The organism is Microcoleus pseudofavosus SVA1_A4 (genome assembly GCF_036700565.1).
In the GTDB taxonomy this organism is placed as follows: Bacteria; Cyanobacteriota; Cyanobacteriia; order Cyanobacteriales; family Microcoleaceae; genus Microcoleus.
The window spans coordinates 1-16097 of record NZ_JAUBPE010000110.1 but is presented as its reverse complement, the minus strand read 5'-3'; the positions used below and the strand labels follow the sequence as shown (position 1 = coordinate 16097).

General features: G+C 44.2%; 19 protein-coding genes. 14 read left to right on the top strand and 5 right to left on the bottom strand.

Annotated elements, in window-relative coordinates; all coding sequences use genetic code 11:
• On the bottom strand, positions 1 to 1461 hold a 1461-nt coding region (locus QUA02_RS30670; protein WP_333033371.1), incomplete at its 3' end, for an APC family permease.
• Positions 1462 to 1849: 388 nt separating this feature from the next.
• Between QUA02_RS30670 and QUA02_RS30665 the strand changes: the two genes are divergently transcribed.
• Complete coding sequence (locus QUA02_RS30665) at positions 1850 to 3181, top strand: AAA family ATPase (RefSeq protein WP_333033369.1); 1332 nt, start codon at positions 1850 to 1852, stop codon at positions 3179 to 3181.
• Positions 3178 to 3828, top strand: coding sequence for a retron system putative HNH endonuclease (locus QUA02_RS30660; protein ID WP_333033368.1), 651 nt, complete (start codon positions 3178 to 3180; stop codon positions 3826 to 3828). Before QUA02_RS30665 ends, QUA02_RS30660 begins: the two co-directional genes overlap by 4 nt.
• Positions 3829 to 3947: 119 nt before the next feature.
• Here the strand turns inward: QUA02_RS30660 and QUA02_RS30655 are convergent, their stop codons facing one another.
• On the bottom strand, positions 3948 to 4709 hold the full coding sequence (locus tag QUA02_RS30655; RefSeq protein WP_333033367.1) for a helix-turn-helix transcriptional regulator: 762 nt from the start codon (positions 4707 to 4709) through the stop codon (positions 3948 to 3950).
• A gap of 99 nt (positions 4710 to 4808) precedes the next feature.
• Between QUA02_RS30655 and QUA02_RS30650 the strand changes: the two genes are divergently transcribed.
• The 7 genes from QUA02_RS30650 to QUA02_RS30620 all read left to right on the top strand — a co-directional run bounded on the left by QUA02_RS30650 (position 4809) and on the right by QUA02_RS30620 (position 10843).
• Complete coding sequence (locus QUA02_RS30650) at positions 4809 to 5483, top strand: DJ-1/PfpI family protein (protein ID WP_333033366.1); 675 nt, start codon at positions 4809 to 4811, stop codon at positions 5481 to 5483.
• A gap of 1 nt (position 5484) precedes the next feature.
• Entirely contained in the window at positions 5485 to 5913 is a 429-nt protein-coding gene (locus QUA02_RS30645; RefSeq protein ID WP_333033365.1) for a DUF6220 domain-containing protein, read from the top strand.
• 746 nt (positions 5914 to 6659) lie between these two features.
• Complete coding sequence (locus QUA02_RS30640; protein ID WP_333033364.1) at positions 6660 to 7712, top strand: ABC transporter substrate-binding protein; 1053 nt, start codon at positions 6660 to 6662, stop codon at positions 7710 to 7712.
• Positions 7709 to 9457, top strand: coding sequence for a sensor histidine kinase (locus tag QUA02_RS30635; protein WP_333033363.1), 1749 nt, complete (start codon positions 7709 to 7711; stop codon positions 9455 to 9457). The genes QUA02_RS30640 and QUA02_RS30635 overlap by 4 nt, the downstream gene beginning before the upstream one ends.
• A gap of 145 nt (positions 9458 to 9602) precedes the next feature.
• Positions 9603 to 9869: a hypothetical protein gene (locus QUA02_RS30630; RefSeq protein WP_333033362.1), complete on the top strand. Its 267-nt coding sequence runs from the start codon at positions 9603 to 9605 to the stop codon at positions 9867 to 9869.
• A 339-nt stretch (positions 9870 to 10208) separates the two neighbouring features.
• A complete protein-coding gene (locus tag QUA02_RS30625; protein WP_333033360.1) occupies positions 10209 to 10484 on the top strand; it encodes a CopG family ribbon-helix-helix protein in 276 nt (91 codons plus the stop codon).
• Positions 10481 to 10843, top strand: coding sequence for a type II toxin-antitoxin system PemK/MazF family toxin (locus QUA02_RS30620; protein WP_333033359.1), 363 nt, complete (start codon positions 10481 to 10483; stop codon positions 10841 to 10843). The genes QUA02_RS30625 and QUA02_RS30620 overlap by 4 nt, the downstream gene beginning before the upstream one ends.
• A gap of 88 nt (positions 10844 to 10931) precedes the next feature.
• Here the strand turns inward: QUA02_RS30620 and QUA02_RS30615 are convergent, their stop codons facing one another.
• Positions 10932 to 11243 (bottom strand): DUF2656 family protein, encoded by a 312-nt coding sequence (locus QUA02_RS30615; RefSeq protein ID WP_333033358.1) that lies wholly within the window; start codon positions 11241 to 11243, stop codon positions 10932 to 10934.
• Entirely contained in the window at positions 11240 to 12130 is an 891-nt protein-coding gene (locus QUA02_RS30610; protein WP_333033357.1) for a LysR family transcriptional regulator, read from the bottom strand. The genes QUA02_RS30615 and QUA02_RS30610 overlap by 4 nt, the downstream gene beginning before the upstream one ends.
• A gap of 128 nt (positions 12131 to 12258) precedes the next feature.
• On the opposite strand from QUA02_RS30610, the gene QUA02_RS30605 reads away from it, so the two are divergent.
• The 5 genes from QUA02_RS30605 (at position 12259) to QUA02_RS30585 (ending at position 15567) form a co-directional block, all read left to right on the top strand.
• On the top strand, positions 12259 to 12636 hold the full coding sequence (locus QUA02_RS30605; RefSeq protein ID WP_333033356.1) for a hypothetical protein: 378 nt from the start codon (positions 12259 to 12261) through the stop codon (positions 12634 to 12636).
• Positions 12637 to 12700: 64 nt separating this feature from the next.
• Positions 12701 to 13357 (top strand): peroxiredoxin-like family protein, encoded by a 657-nt coding sequence (locus QUA02_RS30600; RefSeq protein WP_333033355.1) that lies wholly within the window; start codon positions 12701 to 12703, stop codon positions 13355 to 13357.
• 50 nt (positions 13358 to 13407) lie between these two features.
• Positions 13408 to 14112, top strand: a complete 705-nt coding sequence (locus QUA02_RS30595; protein ID WP_333033354.1) for a DUF4079 domain-containing protein — start codon at positions 13408 to 13410, stop codon at positions 14110 to 14112.
• A 15-nt stretch (positions 14113 to 14127) separates the two neighbouring features.
• On the top strand, positions 14128 to 14481 hold the full coding sequence (locus QUA02_RS30590; RefSeq protein WP_333033353.1) for a cupin domain-containing protein: 354 nt from the start codon (positions 14128 to 14130) through the stop codon (positions 14479 to 14481).
• A gap of 39 nt (positions 14482 to 14520) precedes the next feature.
• Positions 14521 to 15567 carry a DMT family transporter gene (locus tag QUA02_RS30585; protein ID WP_333033352.1) on the top strand — a complete coding sequence of 349 codons (1047 nt, stop codon included), beginning with the start codon at positions 14521 to 14523 and terminating at the stop codon, positions 15565 to 15567.
• A gap of 347 nt (positions 15568 to 15914) precedes the next feature.
• Here QUA02_RS30585 and QUA02_RS30580 read toward each other — a convergent pair.
• Positions 15915 to 16097: sensor histidine kinase (locus tag QUA02_RS30580; protein WP_333033351.1), on the bottom strand; the 183-nt coding region annotated here is incomplete at its 5' end.

Here is a 16097-nt window from a genome sequence, read left to right as displayed (position 1 = left end):
TACCCGCAGCCAGGATCTGATCAGCCAACTGATCGTCGCTGTACCGCAAATCAGCGCAATCAAAATTGCCACCTGAAACACTATAAAATCTTCGTTTTTAGGAGGAGTTACTGGCTTGGCATGGAATCGATCCCACCACGGTAAGTGCAAAGGTGCCCACGGAATCCGCCCAATTGCAGCGTCGAGGGCGATCGCTGCTAACGGCAACAGCAACCCGATGCCAAAATCCATCCATCCCCAGGCAACACCACCCACCACCAGCGAAATGAACTCCACCACCAGCAATGCTAAGGATAGTCGCCCCCAACGCACGACTGGATCGTGGCGCTGCATCCACAGCCCCAAGTGGAACCCCATGATCGAAACGAAAAAACTCACCCCTGACACCACGACAATTTGAGTCGTGTCACCCCATACTAAAAATCCTAAACTACAGATAAAGGTCAGCAGCAGCGAGGGTTCTAGGGCCCCCCGACGGGACGCTGCACCAAACACAGGAGACAACAGCCCATCCTGCGCGAGTTGGAACAGGATGCGGGGCGTATTGCAAACGCTAGTCGCAGAGCCCAACAAACAGCTAGACGCAACCAGCAATGTGACTATGACAGGGGCCGCGTCTCCCCAGAAAGGCTTGGCAGCCGCCAGGAAATTGCCGTACAAATTGCTTCCTAAACTGCGATCGGTTGCCAACTGCAACAACACTAAAGTGCCACCCACAAACACCAGAGGCATGAACCAGGCAACCCAAGACAGCGCCTTGAGGGTGTCTTTTGGGTGGAGACTGTCTGCTACAAAGGATGAAGCTGTGTCGCAGCCATAGAAGCTATAAGCGGCAAACAAGTACCATTTCAGCCAGTCCCGGACACTGATGGCATCAATGCTGCTGGGCAAGAGTCCGGGGCTTTGGGGCGAAAAAGCCAGCCAGCCTAAACCCTGAACGCAGAAGACGAGTAAAAAGCCGATCGAAGGAAAGACAAAAAAGAGGTGCAGAATGGCGACGGCGCGGGTGCCACTGAATGCTACAAAGTAAGCGATCGCAGTAAAACCGATCTCAAACAATTTTTCTGGAATATTCAGCCCCATCGGTTCTAAATGGAATTGGATCAAATCTGTGATGACGATCGCATTAATTGCCGGAAAGGAAACCCACCCCAAGTAGTAGGCAATCCCCAAGTAGCGCCCCAGGGCTGGGTAACGATGCAGCAGTCGCGTGATGTAATTTGGTGTTCCCCCAGATACATCTGGATATTTCTCACCCAAACTCTGAACTTGAAGGTTAAACAGAATTCCGACGATAACGCCTGGAATCCATACCAACAGCGATGCCGAGCCAATTTCTGCTTGCATCGACGGCGCTAAGGTAAACCACATCAGATATCCAACTACACTAAACCCCCAAGCTTCTGCAGAGGACATGGTGCGCCGGAGGCGATTCAGAAATGGCACGCGATCTATTTCCATAACAAGCAGATAAAAGTAATCCTATTGTGATACAAGTGTAATTTCCACAATCAAGAAAAAAAACAAATACCTAATGTTTCCTTCTCGATAGGAAAATTGTCAGCTCGATCTAATGTAGCGGTGAAATATTGAGGCGTAATCAGTTGAGGTTGCTAGCGATCGCAATACTCAATACCCAATAATTCAAAATTACCAGTGAGTCAAGCGCCATTCAATGAGCGTGCGTAAGCGTTGCCCTCGAAGAGGATCGCTCTTTTAGTTTCTAGTCCGATCGTTCTTTTTTGTGAGACATATAGATATCCTATAATTAAAGCTGTTGGTGTCGTACTAGGATGATTTCTATGCTACAAATTACAAGCTGAATACCGATCGACAGTGGGACATTACCATGAGAATTGACCGAGTAGAAATCGAAAACTTCAAGAAATTTTCAGACTATACCCTTGACTTGCATCCCCAATTTACCTTGCTAGTTGGGGACAATGGCACAGGTAAAACGACGATCCTCGATGCTTTGGCGATCGCGGCTGGAATTTGGCTGGTCAACTCCCCCGACACAACCCTCAACAATAGCCGCCGTAACATTCTTCCCTCAGAAATTCGCTTAGAGGCGATCGAATCCGACACCATCACCCAATTTATAGAACGAAAACCCGTCCAGATTAAAGCGATCGGCACGATTAACAGTCAGCGAGTCCAATGGCTCAGACAAATCAAAACTAACGGCTCTAGAACCTCCAACACAGAAGCCAAACAAGCTCTAGCAATTATCTCCACTTTATTTCAACAGGTTGAAGCAGGCGAAAAAATCTGGCTACCCATCATCGCCTACTACGGAGCAGGTCGAGCTTGGCTACCCTCCAACCAACGCGACCCCAAAGCCACTACCCACACCAGCCCCGCCCGCCGTTGGGATGCCTTCTATGACTGCTTTGAAGAACGGATTAGAATCGCCGATCTCCATACTTGGTTTCAGAAAGAAGCGATCGCTTCGGTCAATCGACATGGACAAATGCGCCCTGGTTACAAGGTCGTAAAGTTGGCTATTTTGCGTTGTATTCCCAATGCAAATGACCTATGGTTTGACCCCGAGCGATCGGAAATTGTTGTTTCTATCCAAGGCAACCCCCAACCCTTTAGTAACCTTAGTGCTGGTCAAAAAATGATGGTAGGTCTAATTGCCGATATTGCCATCAAAATCGTTACTCAAAATGCCTCTTTCCTAACCGAAAAATCAGAAGATATATCTAGTCAAAAATTGCCTCTGATTTTGCAAGAAACACCAGGGCTAGTCTTAATTGATGAAATAGATGTACATCTCCATCCGAAATGGCAACGTCAAGTTGTGAATGACCTCACCAAAACCTTCCCCTCAATCCAGTTTGTTTGCACTTCCCATTCGCCGCTTGTTATTGGTGAAGTCGAAGCAAGCTGTATTAGAAGCCTCGAACGTGATGAAGAAACTGGCAAAGTTATTTCTACAATTCCCTTAGAATCTTATGGTCTTGATGCCAACAGAATACTAGAGGAGCAGATGGGATCGTCAGAACGTAATCAAGAGGTAGCAGACAAGCTTCACGCTCTTTTTAGACTAATTGATGATGAAAATTTTGATGGCGCACGTCAAGCTATGATGCCCCTCGTTGAAAAAATTGGACACGAAGCTCCTGAGATTACTCAAGCTCGATCGCTGATTAAATTCTTAGAAGGTAATGAATGAGAAACATCCAGAAAAAGACCGAACCAACATCCTTGACACAGCATCGGTGCAATACAAATACTGACTATGATAACTATGCCGAAAAAGATGATCTGAGAGCAAGTCTGGTGAGCGAGCAAAGAGGAATTTGCTGTTACTGTATGCAACGGATTCGTTCTGACTCAACAAACATGAAAATCGAACACTGGCAAAGCCAAGATATATACCCTCAGAGACAGCTAGAATACAATAATCTCCTTGGGGCTTGTCGAGGAGGAAAAGGGCAAAACAAAGATAAACAGCACTGTGACACAAAAAAAGGAAATCTCGATCTAACTTTTAACCCTGCCGATCCATCTCATAACGTCGAAGGTAAAATACGTTTCTTGGCAGACGGTAAAGTTGTATCAAATGATCGCCAATTCGATAAAGAAATCAATGAAGTCTTGAATTTGAATGAAAAGGCGTTGGTTGGTAATCGTCAAGCAGTATTAAAAGCCTTTCGCAAAGGATTGATTCAAAAACAACCCTCTGATGCAGATATACGAAAAGAACTACGCAAGTGGAATGGCGATAATGGAGGAGAACTCGAGCCATTCTGTCAGGTTGTTGTTTATTATCTTCGTAAAAAGATCGATAGAATGGCATCAAAAAGAACTTCCAAATGAGCCTTTGAAAATGCGATCGAAGATGTCCTCCCAGGACCGATCGCCATTAGGGGATGAGAACGCATCCTTCTGTCAGCATGGCACCGAGGGAGAGACCAAGCCAACGTGTTCCGGGGAGTTTAATGTTTCATTTTTACACTTGGCAAATTATATTTGGTTGCCGAAAGCTGTGCAACCATTTCTGCACGAGACGAAACCTCAAGCTTGCGGAACATTCGCTTCAAAGCTTGCTTTACTGAATTCTCAGTAATCCAAAGTTCCCTCCCGATTTCTGCGTTGGTTCGTCCCAAAGCAACCAATTCGGCAATTTGCAATTCACGAGGCGTTAATCGATCGCTCTTGAAAGATTGGTGTTGCGATTTTCCTATGCCCGTTGGGCAGGCTTCGCCAACGGAAACACTTCGCGATTCCCTACGGGATAGCTTCGCCGCGCGCACTGTGGCCGCCCAAACAGATAAGTGCAAACAGATCGCGCTCAAATCGGCTAGATTTTGCGTATCAAAGGCAGGCATTGACTGTTCGCGGGTGCAACCCACTGCACCCACTAATTGACCGCGATTGACGATCGGCCCCGCCATGACGTGCCAATGATCGGCGCGGGGACAAATGATTGCCCACGCCTTGGGCGATGTTACTAATCCTTCATGCACAGGCGTATGGCGCTCCGCTAAGTAACGTGCAACAGGATTATGTTCGACAGATAACGCGACTTTTAGTAATTTATGAAGATTTCGATCGGCTAAAAGCTGGTCGAAAAAGAAGATTCCCGATCGCTTAGTTGCAAAATACTCGCCGATTTTGGGCACGACTTGCGATCGCAAATCTTGTTCATCCGTCACCAGGTCGATTTCTTTAAATAAAAGCTGCAAGGAAATTGTCATGCTGTCAAAAAGAGTACCCGATCGAGGACTAGGCGAAGTCGGTTGCTACTTCTAGTATAAGGACAGATTTAATCGCAATCGCCCCAAGGAGATGAATTCATGACTGACTCACAAAAGCATATCATTGGTTTGGTATTTTATCCTGGCATGACATCGCTGGATATAGTGGGACCGCAGCAAGTTTTTAGTGCGTTGCCAGGTGTCCAGATTCATCGGATCTGGAAAACGCTAGATCCGATTAAAACCGATGACGGCATGATGGTTTTGCCTGATACCACCTTTGAAAATTGCCCGCGCTTGGACGTTATCTGTATTGGCGGCGGCTTGGAGCAAGGGGCAGTAGAAGACGATCCAGAGATACTAGCATTTCTTCGCAAACAAGGCAGCACCGCCAAATTTATCACTTCTGTCTGCGGTGGAGCGCTATTTCTGGCGAAAACCGGACTGCTGTTCGGCTATCGAGCGACGACTCACTGGGCAATGCGCCAACAACTCGCAAAGTTGGGCGTTGAGGTTGGCACAGAGCGCATAGTAATCGATCGCAATCGTATTACTGGTGGAGGCGTGACAGCAGGTATCGATTTTGGCCTGACGATCGCTAGCATCCTTTGTGGTGAGGAAGTAGCCAAGATTATTCAACTATTACTGGAGTACAATCCCGCCCCGCCATTTGATGTCGGTTCGCCAGAAAAAGCGGGGGCACAGTTGGTCGATAAGGCAATCTTATTTATGCAGGGAATATCGAGTTTAGAAGTAGCAAAACAGGCAGTTTGACATGAGCACAACTTCGGAAATCGATCGCGATCGTACTCCCGCACATTGGGTACAGATAGGTTTTTATACAACTTCAATTGTCTTTAACCTCTGCTTGATTGCTCAGTTATTAACAGTTGGAGTTGCCTACTTCAATGACCCTTCCTGGTGGAATATTCATGTTTGGCTAGTGCGAGGCTATGGTGGATTGTCATTAATATTATGGGGATGGTCATCGCTCGCCCCATTCTCACGCAAAATACGACATCTCGCTGCCACTCTACCTGTGCTGCTTGGGCTGCAATTTGTCAGCATTCATCTCAAAACACCTCTCCATATAGAGGTGTTCCATCCTCTGATTGGATTTTCGCTCCTCTATGTTTCTTCAACCCTTGTACACAGCACATCGCGCATTTTATCACCCACCAACTATCAGAATGAGCAAGCTTGAGAGTTAGAAATGACGCAAGATGCAATTTTTACTCCCTTCTTTGCAACAGTGCAGCACTTATCCACTTTGGCACAATTGATTAACCTCGCTCAAATGAGCTAGAACTTGTCAACAGTCGCCGAACAATGAGCGTGCAGCGGAAAGGCCGCCCTATTTCTGCGTGCGAGTTCGGGGTCTTGTGGGGCGGTCTGCCGCTGAAATGAGTCATGCAATTACGATCGCGATCGTAATTGCAATACCCAATACTTCAAAATTACCAGTTGGTCGATCGCACGATCGCAAGTTTTGATTCGATCGGGCTCTTACAGACAAAAAACATAGCAAGAAAACCCCCAAATCCCGTTGAAAAATGGGGTTTGGGGGTTTTCGTTGAGGCTGGGAAGCATTGTCATCCGGCTGATATCGTTACCGATCGCGATCTTGGACGGAATTTTCCCATGTAGATGAACCGTGGATTGCAGCGGCCCAGGAACCGCCACAGCAACGAACCCCTCAACTCCCGGAAGCGATTCGCATCGCAATATCGGCGTACTGTAGAAGTTCTCACCACATTTGCCGACAGATGAATCGGTGAATTCTTATGTGCGGGAATCAGCGGCAATTTCTTGATTTTGGTTGAATTTGGTAATGAATTATACGCGAATAGAATAGTTCTATTTTACATTTGTTTTGGGCGTTTTTTCAGGGAATGACATCCAGAAAAGTTCTTGCTATCATCGACGAACAAGAGCGTTGAGGCTGCATAGATGACTGGCAAAGCTCAGACTGGGACTAGACAATTATTGCTTAGGTGTTGGTTGACTTTAACGAAATGGCGATCGCTCAGTGTCCTCTGCGTTTTGACACTGGCGGTTAGCCTGATTGTGAATGCCTGTAACCTGGCATCACAGCAACTTGCTCCCTTGCGAGTGGGAATCCTTAGTTGGGCAGGATTTGATATTGCACTTTATGCTCAGGAAGCGGGATTATTCAAACAGCGCGGATTAGATGTACAATTCATTCGATTTGAGAATAATCAAGATTCAACTCGCGCCATGCTGCGCGGTAATTTGGATGCTAATTTTACCTCTTTGTGGGATGTGATCCAGTCTGATTCGGGGAATGATAAGCCTGTGGTGCTGATGGTAACAAATATTTCTCATGGGGCTGATGGTATTGTGGCTCAACCTGGAATCAAGTCAGTGGCAAACCTTCGCGGTAAAAGAGTGGGATCGAAACTTGGAACAGTAAATCATCTGATTTTATTAGAAGCTCTCAAGTTGCACCAGATCAAACCCGAAGAAGTCAATATTGAAGATATTTCTAACGAGAAATCGGTTGATTTGATGCAGAAGAAACGTTTAGATGCCGCCGTACTCTGGCAACCGTTGCTAGGGGAAACGGCTCAAAGTATTAAGGGTAATATCATTTACACTACTCAGGAAATTGATAGTTTAATCGTTGATACGTTGGCTTCTAGGTCAACTATTACTCGCACAAAAAAAGCTGAATTTAAGCAATTTATTATGGCTTGGTTTGATATTATGAGCGCAGTGGAAACAAAGCCAAATGAAGTGTTTCAAAAGGTGGGAAAAAGCCTGGGACAGAAGAGTGAGGCTTTTGCTAAAGATTACGCTGGTCTTAAAAAGGGTGACATTGCTATGCAACAACAGATGTTTAAGTCTGGTCGCTTACCAGAAGCGATCGCTCAAATGGCTAAACTATTGAAATCTGACCCTCGTGGCGGACGGATACCGCGTCAGGATGTGGAGATTAACACTGAGATCGTAACTACAGCAATCAATGAGTGGAAATTATGACGAAATTCCTGCATCCCCATAGCTTGTCGCGGCGCTTGCTGGTTAGCGTTGGGTTGTCGATTACCACAGTTGGACTGGCAACTCTGGGACTTAACTATCGGCTGATGCAGTCTGACTTAGCAACGCAAGTTCATAACCGGGCTCAATCGATTACACAATCGCTAGAGTTTTCTACAGAAGGCTTACTAGAGTTGGAGAATAAAAGCATTCTGCGACGGGTTGTGCAAAATTTTGCCACGATGCCCGGTGTGGTGGAAATTGCGATTGTCGATCCATCTGGGATAGCGATCGCCCGCAGCCCTCAGAATGCGACTAATCAGCCATACACTTCCATCTATCCACAACTCGCACAACCACTTTACCAAGCGGCGACCACAGGCATTGAAGTCAGCCACAATATGGTCGTGGACAGCAAGCCTGCGATCGCGCAAATTCTGCCTTTTAGTAGTACCTTGTTTGGCACATCCCAACGACGGGGAGTGGCGATCGCCCTACTCGATCTCAACCAAATGCAGCAAGCTGCTGACAAAACCTTCATTACCTCAACTTTGTCATTGCTAGTTGGCATCATCACCATTTTGTTAATCATGGGGATACTCCTTCAGAAGAATGTATTGCAACCCTTGCGGGACTTGAATGAAGCAGTTTCCCAAAGTAAAAAAACTGGCATTTTTCCTATGCCAAAGACGATTCCAGCTAACGAAATTCAATTTTTGGCAAGCACATTTGAGGAAGTATTCCGACAATTGGAAATCCACGAGCAACTCACCGCCGAAATAGCTCAACGGAAACAGATAGAAACCACATTACGGGATAGCGAAGCCAGAGAACGAGACAAATCTCAGCAGCTTGAGCAGGCAATTGAGCATTTAAAACTAACGCAATCCCAACTGATTCAGACGGAAAAAATATCATCCTTGGGGCAATTAGTTGCAGGAGTAGCCCATGAAATTAACAATCCTGTCGGCTTCATTCATGGCAATCTAATTCATGTACAATATTATGCTGACAGTCTATTAAATTTGGTACACCTATATCAAAAGCATTATCGAAACCCAATTGGCGAAATTGAGAAAGAAGCAGAAAATATTGACCTAGACTTTTTGCAAGATGATTTACCTAAAATCCTGAGTTCAATGAGAATTGGTACCGATCGCATTCGCCAGATTGTGCTGTCACTCCGCAATTTTTCCCGGATGGATGAGTCAGAATTTAAAAAAGTTGATATCCATGAAGGAATTGATAGCACGCTGTTAATTTTGCAACATCGTCTCAAAGCGAGGCTAGAACATCCAGAAATTAAAGTCATTCGAGACTATGGTGATTTACCGCTAGTTGAGTGTTATGCCGGGCAACTCAACCAAGTATTTATGAATATTTTGGCAAACGCTATTGATGCACTCGAAGAAATAAATACTCAACGGGTAGCTTGCTCGATCGAGAAAAAGCCCTGTTGTATTACAATTAGTACCTCGGTGGTAGATTCGCAATGGGTTAAAATTGCGATCGCCGATAATGGCAATGGAATTCCAGAATCAATTCAAACACAGATATTCAATCCATTTTTTACAACAAAGCCTGTAGGGAAGGGAACCGGAATGGGAATGGCGATTAGTTATCAAATTATTACTGAAAAACATGGTGGGACGCTTAGGTGTTTTTCGACGCCAGAAAAAGGGACGGAGTTTGAGATTTGTATTCCTGTTAAGCATGAGGGATTGACGATGGGGAAAGTTTCGGTATAATTATTGTTTTTAATACTTGATTGTAAAAATATTATTATCTGTTTGCGATCGCACTTAGGTAAGTATGACAGATTGGCGGTGTTGTTGAGTATTCATAATGCAGAGGCGATCGCCCCCGACCGAAAATTGACAATCGATCAAAATTGTGCTATCATTTAAATATTTTGAGACCAAAAAAATTGGAATTAATCAACTACTTGATTTAGCTGAAAAGGCCAAAGGGATAGCAAATAAAGATATGCTTGAGGTAATTTATCATAACTTACCTAAAGTGAGTAAAATGTATGAGGCAACTCTTGGTCTTTTGTTTCCAAGTATTTCCGAACTCCAGAAAGATATATCAGTAAGACATGATATCGTTCATAGGAATGGGAAAACTCAAGAAGGTAATGAGATTATTGGCGTTGCTTAATCAGGGTATGAAAAAAAATAACTTTAAAATCCCCAAGCTTTGTGGATACTGGTTTCCATGACTGGCATATTTAGCCTTTCATACCCTAAATCAGCAACGCCTGAGATTATTTTGGACGATAAATCCATAGATCGGGTAATTGATAGGGTGGAGAGTTTTCTCAATGAAATTGACCAAAAGTTAAAGGAGAAGGGCAAGTCTTCTGAGCCTGATAGCGCAAGCTAACAGTTCCCAATTTTGTTTAAAGGCGCTGACTAGGAACATTATTCCGAAACAAGAAGTCTGTTTAGGTTGTCTATTTTCGTCCGAGTCAAGCAAATTCAGTTAGGAGTAACTTTGATGTCGAATCCTACAATTGAAGCAAAAATCAGTCTCCCTGCTAATTTACTAGAAGCAACTGATCGAGCAGTAAATCAAGGAAAAGCCAAAAGTCGTGATGAATTTATTATGCGAGCTATTCGTCGAGAATTAGCCGCACTGAAGCGAGCAGAAATTGATGCAGCACTAGCAGAAATGGCAAGCGATCCAGAGTATCAAGCTGAAGTTTTACAAATGGAGGCTGAATTTGCTACAGCTTCTTGGGAGGCGTTTAAATTGGCGGAGTCTCAAGAATGAAAAGAGGAGAGGTTTATATAGCTCGTCTCGATCCTGTGGAAGGTTCCGAACAAGGGGGAAATCGTCCGGTGATTATAGTCAGTCGCGATGCAATTAATGCTAGTAGTCCAGTCGTTTTGGGAGTTCCTTGCACCAGTTATCAACAGGAAAAGCGAATTTTTCCCTCTCAGGTTTTGATTAAAGCTCCTGATGGAGGATTAGACAGGGATTCAATTGTTAAAGCGGATCAAGTGCGGGTATTGGCAAAAACTAGACTTTTGCGAATGCTGGGAAAGCTTTCAGAGGCAAAAATTGCCCAACTTAATCGCGCTTTATTGATTGCTTTAGATTTACCAGGACAAGATGATGAGGAAAGTTGAAAAATGGCCGACTAAGTATCGAGTGACCTTTGCTTGTTGTTTCAACAGTATCAATTTATAAAGATATCGTAGCACCTTAACTCACCCTTTACCCCTTTCTCCTTTCAACCTTAAAAACATCCTCAATCGTTTTCCCCGCCGTTTTCTCCTCCCACCCCATCGCCATCAAAAAACTCTCAGCCGACTGAGTTTCCACCACATCCACCCCCCATTCTCCCGGTTGCAACGCATCAGCACCGCTACTCAATGGCGGAGTCTTCTTTAACCCCGCTACAATCAAAATATCAGGAAAAAAATCATCAGTTTTCCCCTGACTCAATCGCAATACCCAATACTTTAAAATTACCAGTGGGTCGATCGCCAATACCTTAACGGCACTTTCTTCTTCTTTGCTACTCATACCCCATAATCTGAAACCCACGGATCGAGCTTGAATTCTGACGCTAAAAATTCAATAAAACAAACTATTTTTGCCGGATAAAAACGACTGCGACGATATACCGCCTGAATTTGCAAGGGAGTCGGCTGATAATCCTCCAACACAACCTTGAGATCGCCCCGGTAAATCTCATCACCAAACATCCAGACCGGCGCTACCGCAATGCCCAAACCCGATAACACTGCTGCTCGAATCGCCACAGAACTATTAGTTTGAAAACAGCCCTCAACCCGCACCTTAATAGTACCATCTGTTCCTTGAAAATGCCACTCATTGCCCGTTGCTAGATGGGTATAGACAATGCAATCATGATCTACTAAATCATCCGGTTTTTTGGGTTCTCCCGCTTGCTCAAAATAGCCTGTTGTTGCCACTGTGACGCGGCGAGTCGTGCCGATGCGATCGCCAATCAGGGAACTATCCAGACGATTACCAATGCGGATCAAAAGGTCTAAACCATCCTCTACAATGTCCACAAAATGATCCGCCATCATCAGATGGATCTTGACATCGGGATAGCGTTTCATAAAGGCTTTTAAACGGGGGACAATCTGCATTTGCCCAAACAGCACAGGACAGCCCAATCGTAAAATTCCTGTAGCCCGTTCTTTCCCTGTTAAACTGGCCTCCGCTTCGGCGACGGTTTCCAAAATTTGCTGACAGTATTGATAATATTTTTTTCCCTCCTCGGTCAAACTCAAATGGGTAGTAGAACGAGTGAGTAATTGTACCCCCAAATATTTTTCCAGAGCGGCGATTTGCTTACTAATGGTCGGTTGCGTCGTCTGTTGTTCCCGCGCTACGGCAGAAAAACTATTCATTTCGATCGCCCGAACAAAACTCTGCATACACGCAATTCGATCCATACAGCACCTATTCCAAAATGGCATATAGTATATTCTATTTTGCCTGCTTCCCAAAGAAAATGAAATAGATGATGATAGCCTCATCAACTGTTCTCACCCCAAAAACGCAGATGTTAAAACTCAAATCCCTCAGTCCTCTGTTCGCTCCCCTAGCCCTCGCTAGCGTTATCAGTGTGGGAGATGTGGCTGTACATAGCTTTTTGCCCCAATTCCAAAATACGGCGATCGCAGCCCCGGAAATGACGGTTCAGCAAAAGATCGATATCATCAGTAAAAGTAAAGGACAAGTTGGTAGTGGCGACCAATTACGGCGATTTTTCTATGGAGATTTGTTACCATTAGGAGTACAACCCGGTGGAGCAGGCATGGTGGTGAATCTCTACAACAAAGCCAACGATGTTACCTTCTCCTACTGTGCAACCTATGATGTCGTCGTAGCTGTGAAAAAAGGCAAGGTGCCGATGTTTCCAGCCGCTGAAGTCAAGTAATTTGTCTTTCCCCTTGCTGATGGAATGTGAGGGTAAATTTCCTATATTTTTATAGGAAAATCCTGTGAATTTACAACTTGAACTCTCTAAATTTAAACGGGAATTTTTTACAAAAATTCCCCCGGAAAAAGCGGCAATCATGCAAGGAGCAACCCAAGCTTTAGCGAAGGAATTTCAAAATCGAAGAGCCTTGAGAATTGACGATGAAGCCCCCGATTTTGTGCTACAAAATACTGACAGTCAGCAGATTAGTCTTTACGATAAATTAAATCAAGGAGCGGTTCTTCTCTGTTTTTATTTTGGCAGTTGGTCTCCCTATTGCAATCTAGAATTACGGGCTTATCAGGGGCTATTACCCAAAATTCAGGCATTAGGAGCTTCGGTTTTAGCCATTTCTCCCCAAACGATTGATGCTTCCCGAAAAACAGTCCTCAACAACGGACTTTCCTTTGATGTCCTCAGTGATGCGGGTTGTCAAATTGCCCGTGATTATGGTATTGTCTTTGAAATTCCCGATCGCCTTCGACTGCTTTATACCGAACTGGGTCACGCTCTCCCCGATTACAACGGGACGGAAAATTGGCTGTTACCTGTTCCTGCAACTTTTATTATCGATCGCCGTCGTCATATTGCCCTAGCTCATATTGACGTGGACTATACTAAGCGTTATGAACCAGCCGATGCGATCGCCATTTTATTGTCCCTGTTTGTGGCTGCTTAGTTCTCATTAATTTTGATTGTCCGTGAATCGTTCATTAATGGATCTTTAACATGGAACTTCAAGATACATTGGCTTTATTACATCCGGCGATCGCCATTATTGTGGTCTTTCCCTTAATCGGAATTGTGCTGAATCGCGCCCTACTCACCCGTCAGCGTCGCCTGCAAGTCGCCGATGGGGAAAAAAGTAAAATTCCGCCAGTAGTAGGTTCTGAGCACGTAGCGATCGGTAATTGGTTGAGCGGCTCAGTGGTAGGGGTTGCCCTACTGGGAATGGCCTATCCCATCTTCTCAAAAATGCTCAGTAACGACACATTGACCAAAGAACCCTTTCGAGTCTTTTTTGCGATCGCCATTTTCCTGTTAACCATTGCTTCTTTCACACTACTATTTAAGGCAAGAGTTAAACTATGGCGAGGCATTTTTGCTGCTTTTACGGGCATGGGATTGATTATTTTAGGAGCTCAGCCAGAAATTTATCGTCGGGATAATGAATGGTTTGTTTCGCATTATTACTACGGTATTACAGCCGCTTTATTGATGATTTTTTCATTGGCGATTGTTCAAGATATTTATCAGGATAGACAAAATCGCTGGCGCACCGTTCATATCATCCTCAATTGTTTTGCTCTACTGCTTTTTATCGGTCAGGGAATGACGGGTGCAAGGGATTTACTAGAGATTCCCCTCCATTGGCAAGAACAGTATATTTATCAATGTGATTTTGCTAAAAAAACCTGTCCCCAACCCAAATAAAACGGTGATTTGAAAATGATGAAAGCAAGAATTTTTGCCCTAGAAGCTTATGTGCGTTTCTCCGATCGAGTCGCTACGGTGACAGAAATTATTCAGACTGAAAATTCTAGCATCGCTATTTGGGGAGTCAAGCCTGGTCAAATTGTTAAAGCTCATTGTCACCCCGACGGACAAGATACTTGGGTGATGCTCCGGGGCACTTTGACGTATTATTTAGGCAATGGTCAAAGCCAAAGCTTGAATGCTGGTGAAGTTGCGATCGCAGAAAAAAATCAGATTCATGGGGCAGTGAATGACAATAGTGAAGATGCTGTGTTTATCTCCATTTATTCTGCTCCCCAGATTGGCTATGAAAAGGCATCACCTTAAGCTAATCTTTGTGTCATAAAATCCCAATCAATAAACAGCATGAAAGTTGCCAATAAAGTACATGAGTTTTTAATGCAAGTTCCTAGCCCAATGTATCTTGGCATTGCTGTTTTGATTTTTGCTGCTTCTAATTCCATAACTCGTAAAATTGTGGAAATTGGACAAAATCATGCTATCAATGGCATAAATCCTATCTCACTGTGCAATGTTTTATTTGTGGGTAATATTTGTGCTTTGGGGTTAATGACTCTAATTTTTTATAAAGACTGGGAACCGAATACTCTGAAAGCTCTGACTCGTAAAGATTGGATTAGTTTAACTATTACAGGTATTTTATCGGGGGCGATCGCTCCAGCGTTAATTTTTACAGCCCTGGGACAGACAAATATTACCAATATCGTTTTAATTGGGCGTATCGAACCAATTTTAACCCTTGTGTTGGGTGTTTGGCTGTTGGGTTCGCGGGTCGATTTTTGGGCAAGTGCAGGCTCTCTGATTTCCTTGGCTGGGGTGATAGTGACTGCTTTTTTAGGTAGTTCAGGGCAGATGATGACGATGGCTGGATTTCAAATTGGAACAGGAGAAATTTTTGTGGCGATCGCTGCTATCATTGGTTCCATTTCCACCGTCGTTGGTAAACTGCAATTACAATCGATTCCCTTGGGAATTTTTATGATTTATCGCAATATTCTGGGGACGGTGATTTTTTTCCTATTGGCTAATCTCCTTTACGGGCCAAACCATTTTGCAGAAGTGTTATCTCCTTTTCTTTGGCAATGGATGATCGTCTATGCGGCGGTTATTGTCGTCATGGGTCAATTATGTTGGTTAGCGGGTTTAAAAAATGCGACTTCAACGGAACTCAATTTAGCCAGTTTATTGAACCCAATTGCAGCTATAATAATGGCTTATTTGATTTTAGGGGAAACTCCTACTTTAGCTCAATATTTAGGGGGAAGTTTATTGTTTCTCGGGGTTATCTTGGGTTTGGTTGGCAACCTATATCAGGCTAAAATAAATCGAGAATTAGTTAAGCCCAGTCCTCGCGATGCAATGGAAATGGCGATCGGTTTCCGAGGAGTTTAATGTTTTTTTCTGAACCTAAAGCGGAGTATCGGAAAACTTAAAGCGGATCGAGGACTCGGCTATACTCCAATTGTTCTACGAAGAGTGCGATCGTCCCCTCGCAAGTTGTGATTTGAACTGGATGCGAGGAAGAAAACCCTCAAACCAGATTTTTAAACGGGTTTGGGCGTTATTTACTTTTGTAATGCCGATCGAGCTTTTAGGATTCTTATGACTTCAGATCGAGCAGTTTGCGCTAATTGATACCCATATCGATTAATTAATAATTGTGCCTCATCAAATTGTTTGATATCTACACAAAACGAGAAGTTGTTAAGATTCAGCAGCCAGATCGAATCCTGAAATAGCTATTGCCGAATCGGGATCTGAATCACAAACTCAGTGCCCGCTTCAGGTGTAGAAAAACACTTGATTTTACCGCGATGTTTTTCAGTAATGATTTGATAACTAATAGACATCCCCAAACCCGTACCTTTACCGATCGGTTTGGTAGTGAAAAAGGGGTCAAAAATGCGCTGCTTCACTGAGTC

Bases quoted from the DNA above. Each gene is read 5' to 3' on its own strand.
- QUA02_RS30665 (WP_333033369.1), top strand. From the start codon at position 1,850: ATGAGAATTGACCGAGTAGAAATCGAAAACTTCAAGAAATTTTCAGAC.
- QUA02_RS30660 (WP_333033368.1), top strand. From the start codon at position 3,178: ATGAGAAACATCCAGAAAAAGACCGAACCAACATCCTTGACACAGCAT.
- QUA02_RS30655 (WP_333033367.1), bottom strand. From the start codon at position 4,709: ATGACAATTTCCTTGCAGCTTTTATTTAAAGAAATCGACCTGGTGACG.
- QUA02_RS30650 (WP_333033366.1), top strand. From the start codon at position 4,809: ATGACTGACTCACAAAAGCATATCATTGGTTTGGTATTTTATCCTGGC.
- QUA02_RS30645 (WP_333033365.1), top strand. From the start codon at position 5,485: ATGAGCACAACTTCGGAAATCGATCGCGATCGTACTCCCGCACATTGG.
- QUA02_RS30640 (WP_333033364.1), top strand. From the start codon at position 6,660: ATGACTGGCAAAGCTCAGACTGGGACTAGACAATTATTGCTTAGGTGT.
- QUA02_RS30635 (WP_333033363.1), top strand. From the start codon at position 7,709: ATGACGAAATTCCTGCATCCCCATAGCTTGTCGCGGCGCTTGCTGGTT.
- QUA02_RS30625 (WP_333033360.1), top strand. From the start codon at position 10,209: ATGTCGAATCCTACAATTGAAGCAAAAATCAGTCTCCCTGCTAATTTA.
- QUA02_RS30620 (WP_333033359.1), top strand. From the start codon at position 10,481: ATGAAAAGAGGAGAGGTTTATATAGCTCGTCTCGATCCTGTGGAAGGT.
- QUA02_RS30615 (WP_333033358.1), bottom strand. From the start codon at position 11,243: ATGAGTAGCAAAGAAGAAGAAAGTGCCGTTAAGGTATTGGCGATCGAC.
- QUA02_RS30610 (WP_333033357.1), bottom strand. From the start codon at position 12,130: ATGCAGAGTTTTGTTCGGGCGATCGAAATGAATAGTTTTTCTGCCGTA.
- QUA02_RS30605 (WP_333033356.1), top strand. From the start codon at position 12,259: ATGTTAAAACTCAAATCCCTCAGTCCTCTGTTCGCTCCCCTAGCCCTC.
- QUA02_RS30595 (WP_333033354.1), top strand. From the start codon at position 13,408: ATGGAACTTCAAGATACATTGGCTTTATTACATCCGGCGATCGCCATT.
- QUA02_RS30590 (WP_333033353.1), top strand. From the start codon at position 14,128: ATGATGAAAGCAAGAATTTTTGCCCTAGAAGCTTATGTGCGTTTCTCC.
- QUA02_RS30585 (WP_333033352.1), top strand. From the start codon at position 14,521: ATGAAAGTTGCCAATAAAGTACATGAGTTTTTAATGCAAGTTCCTAGC.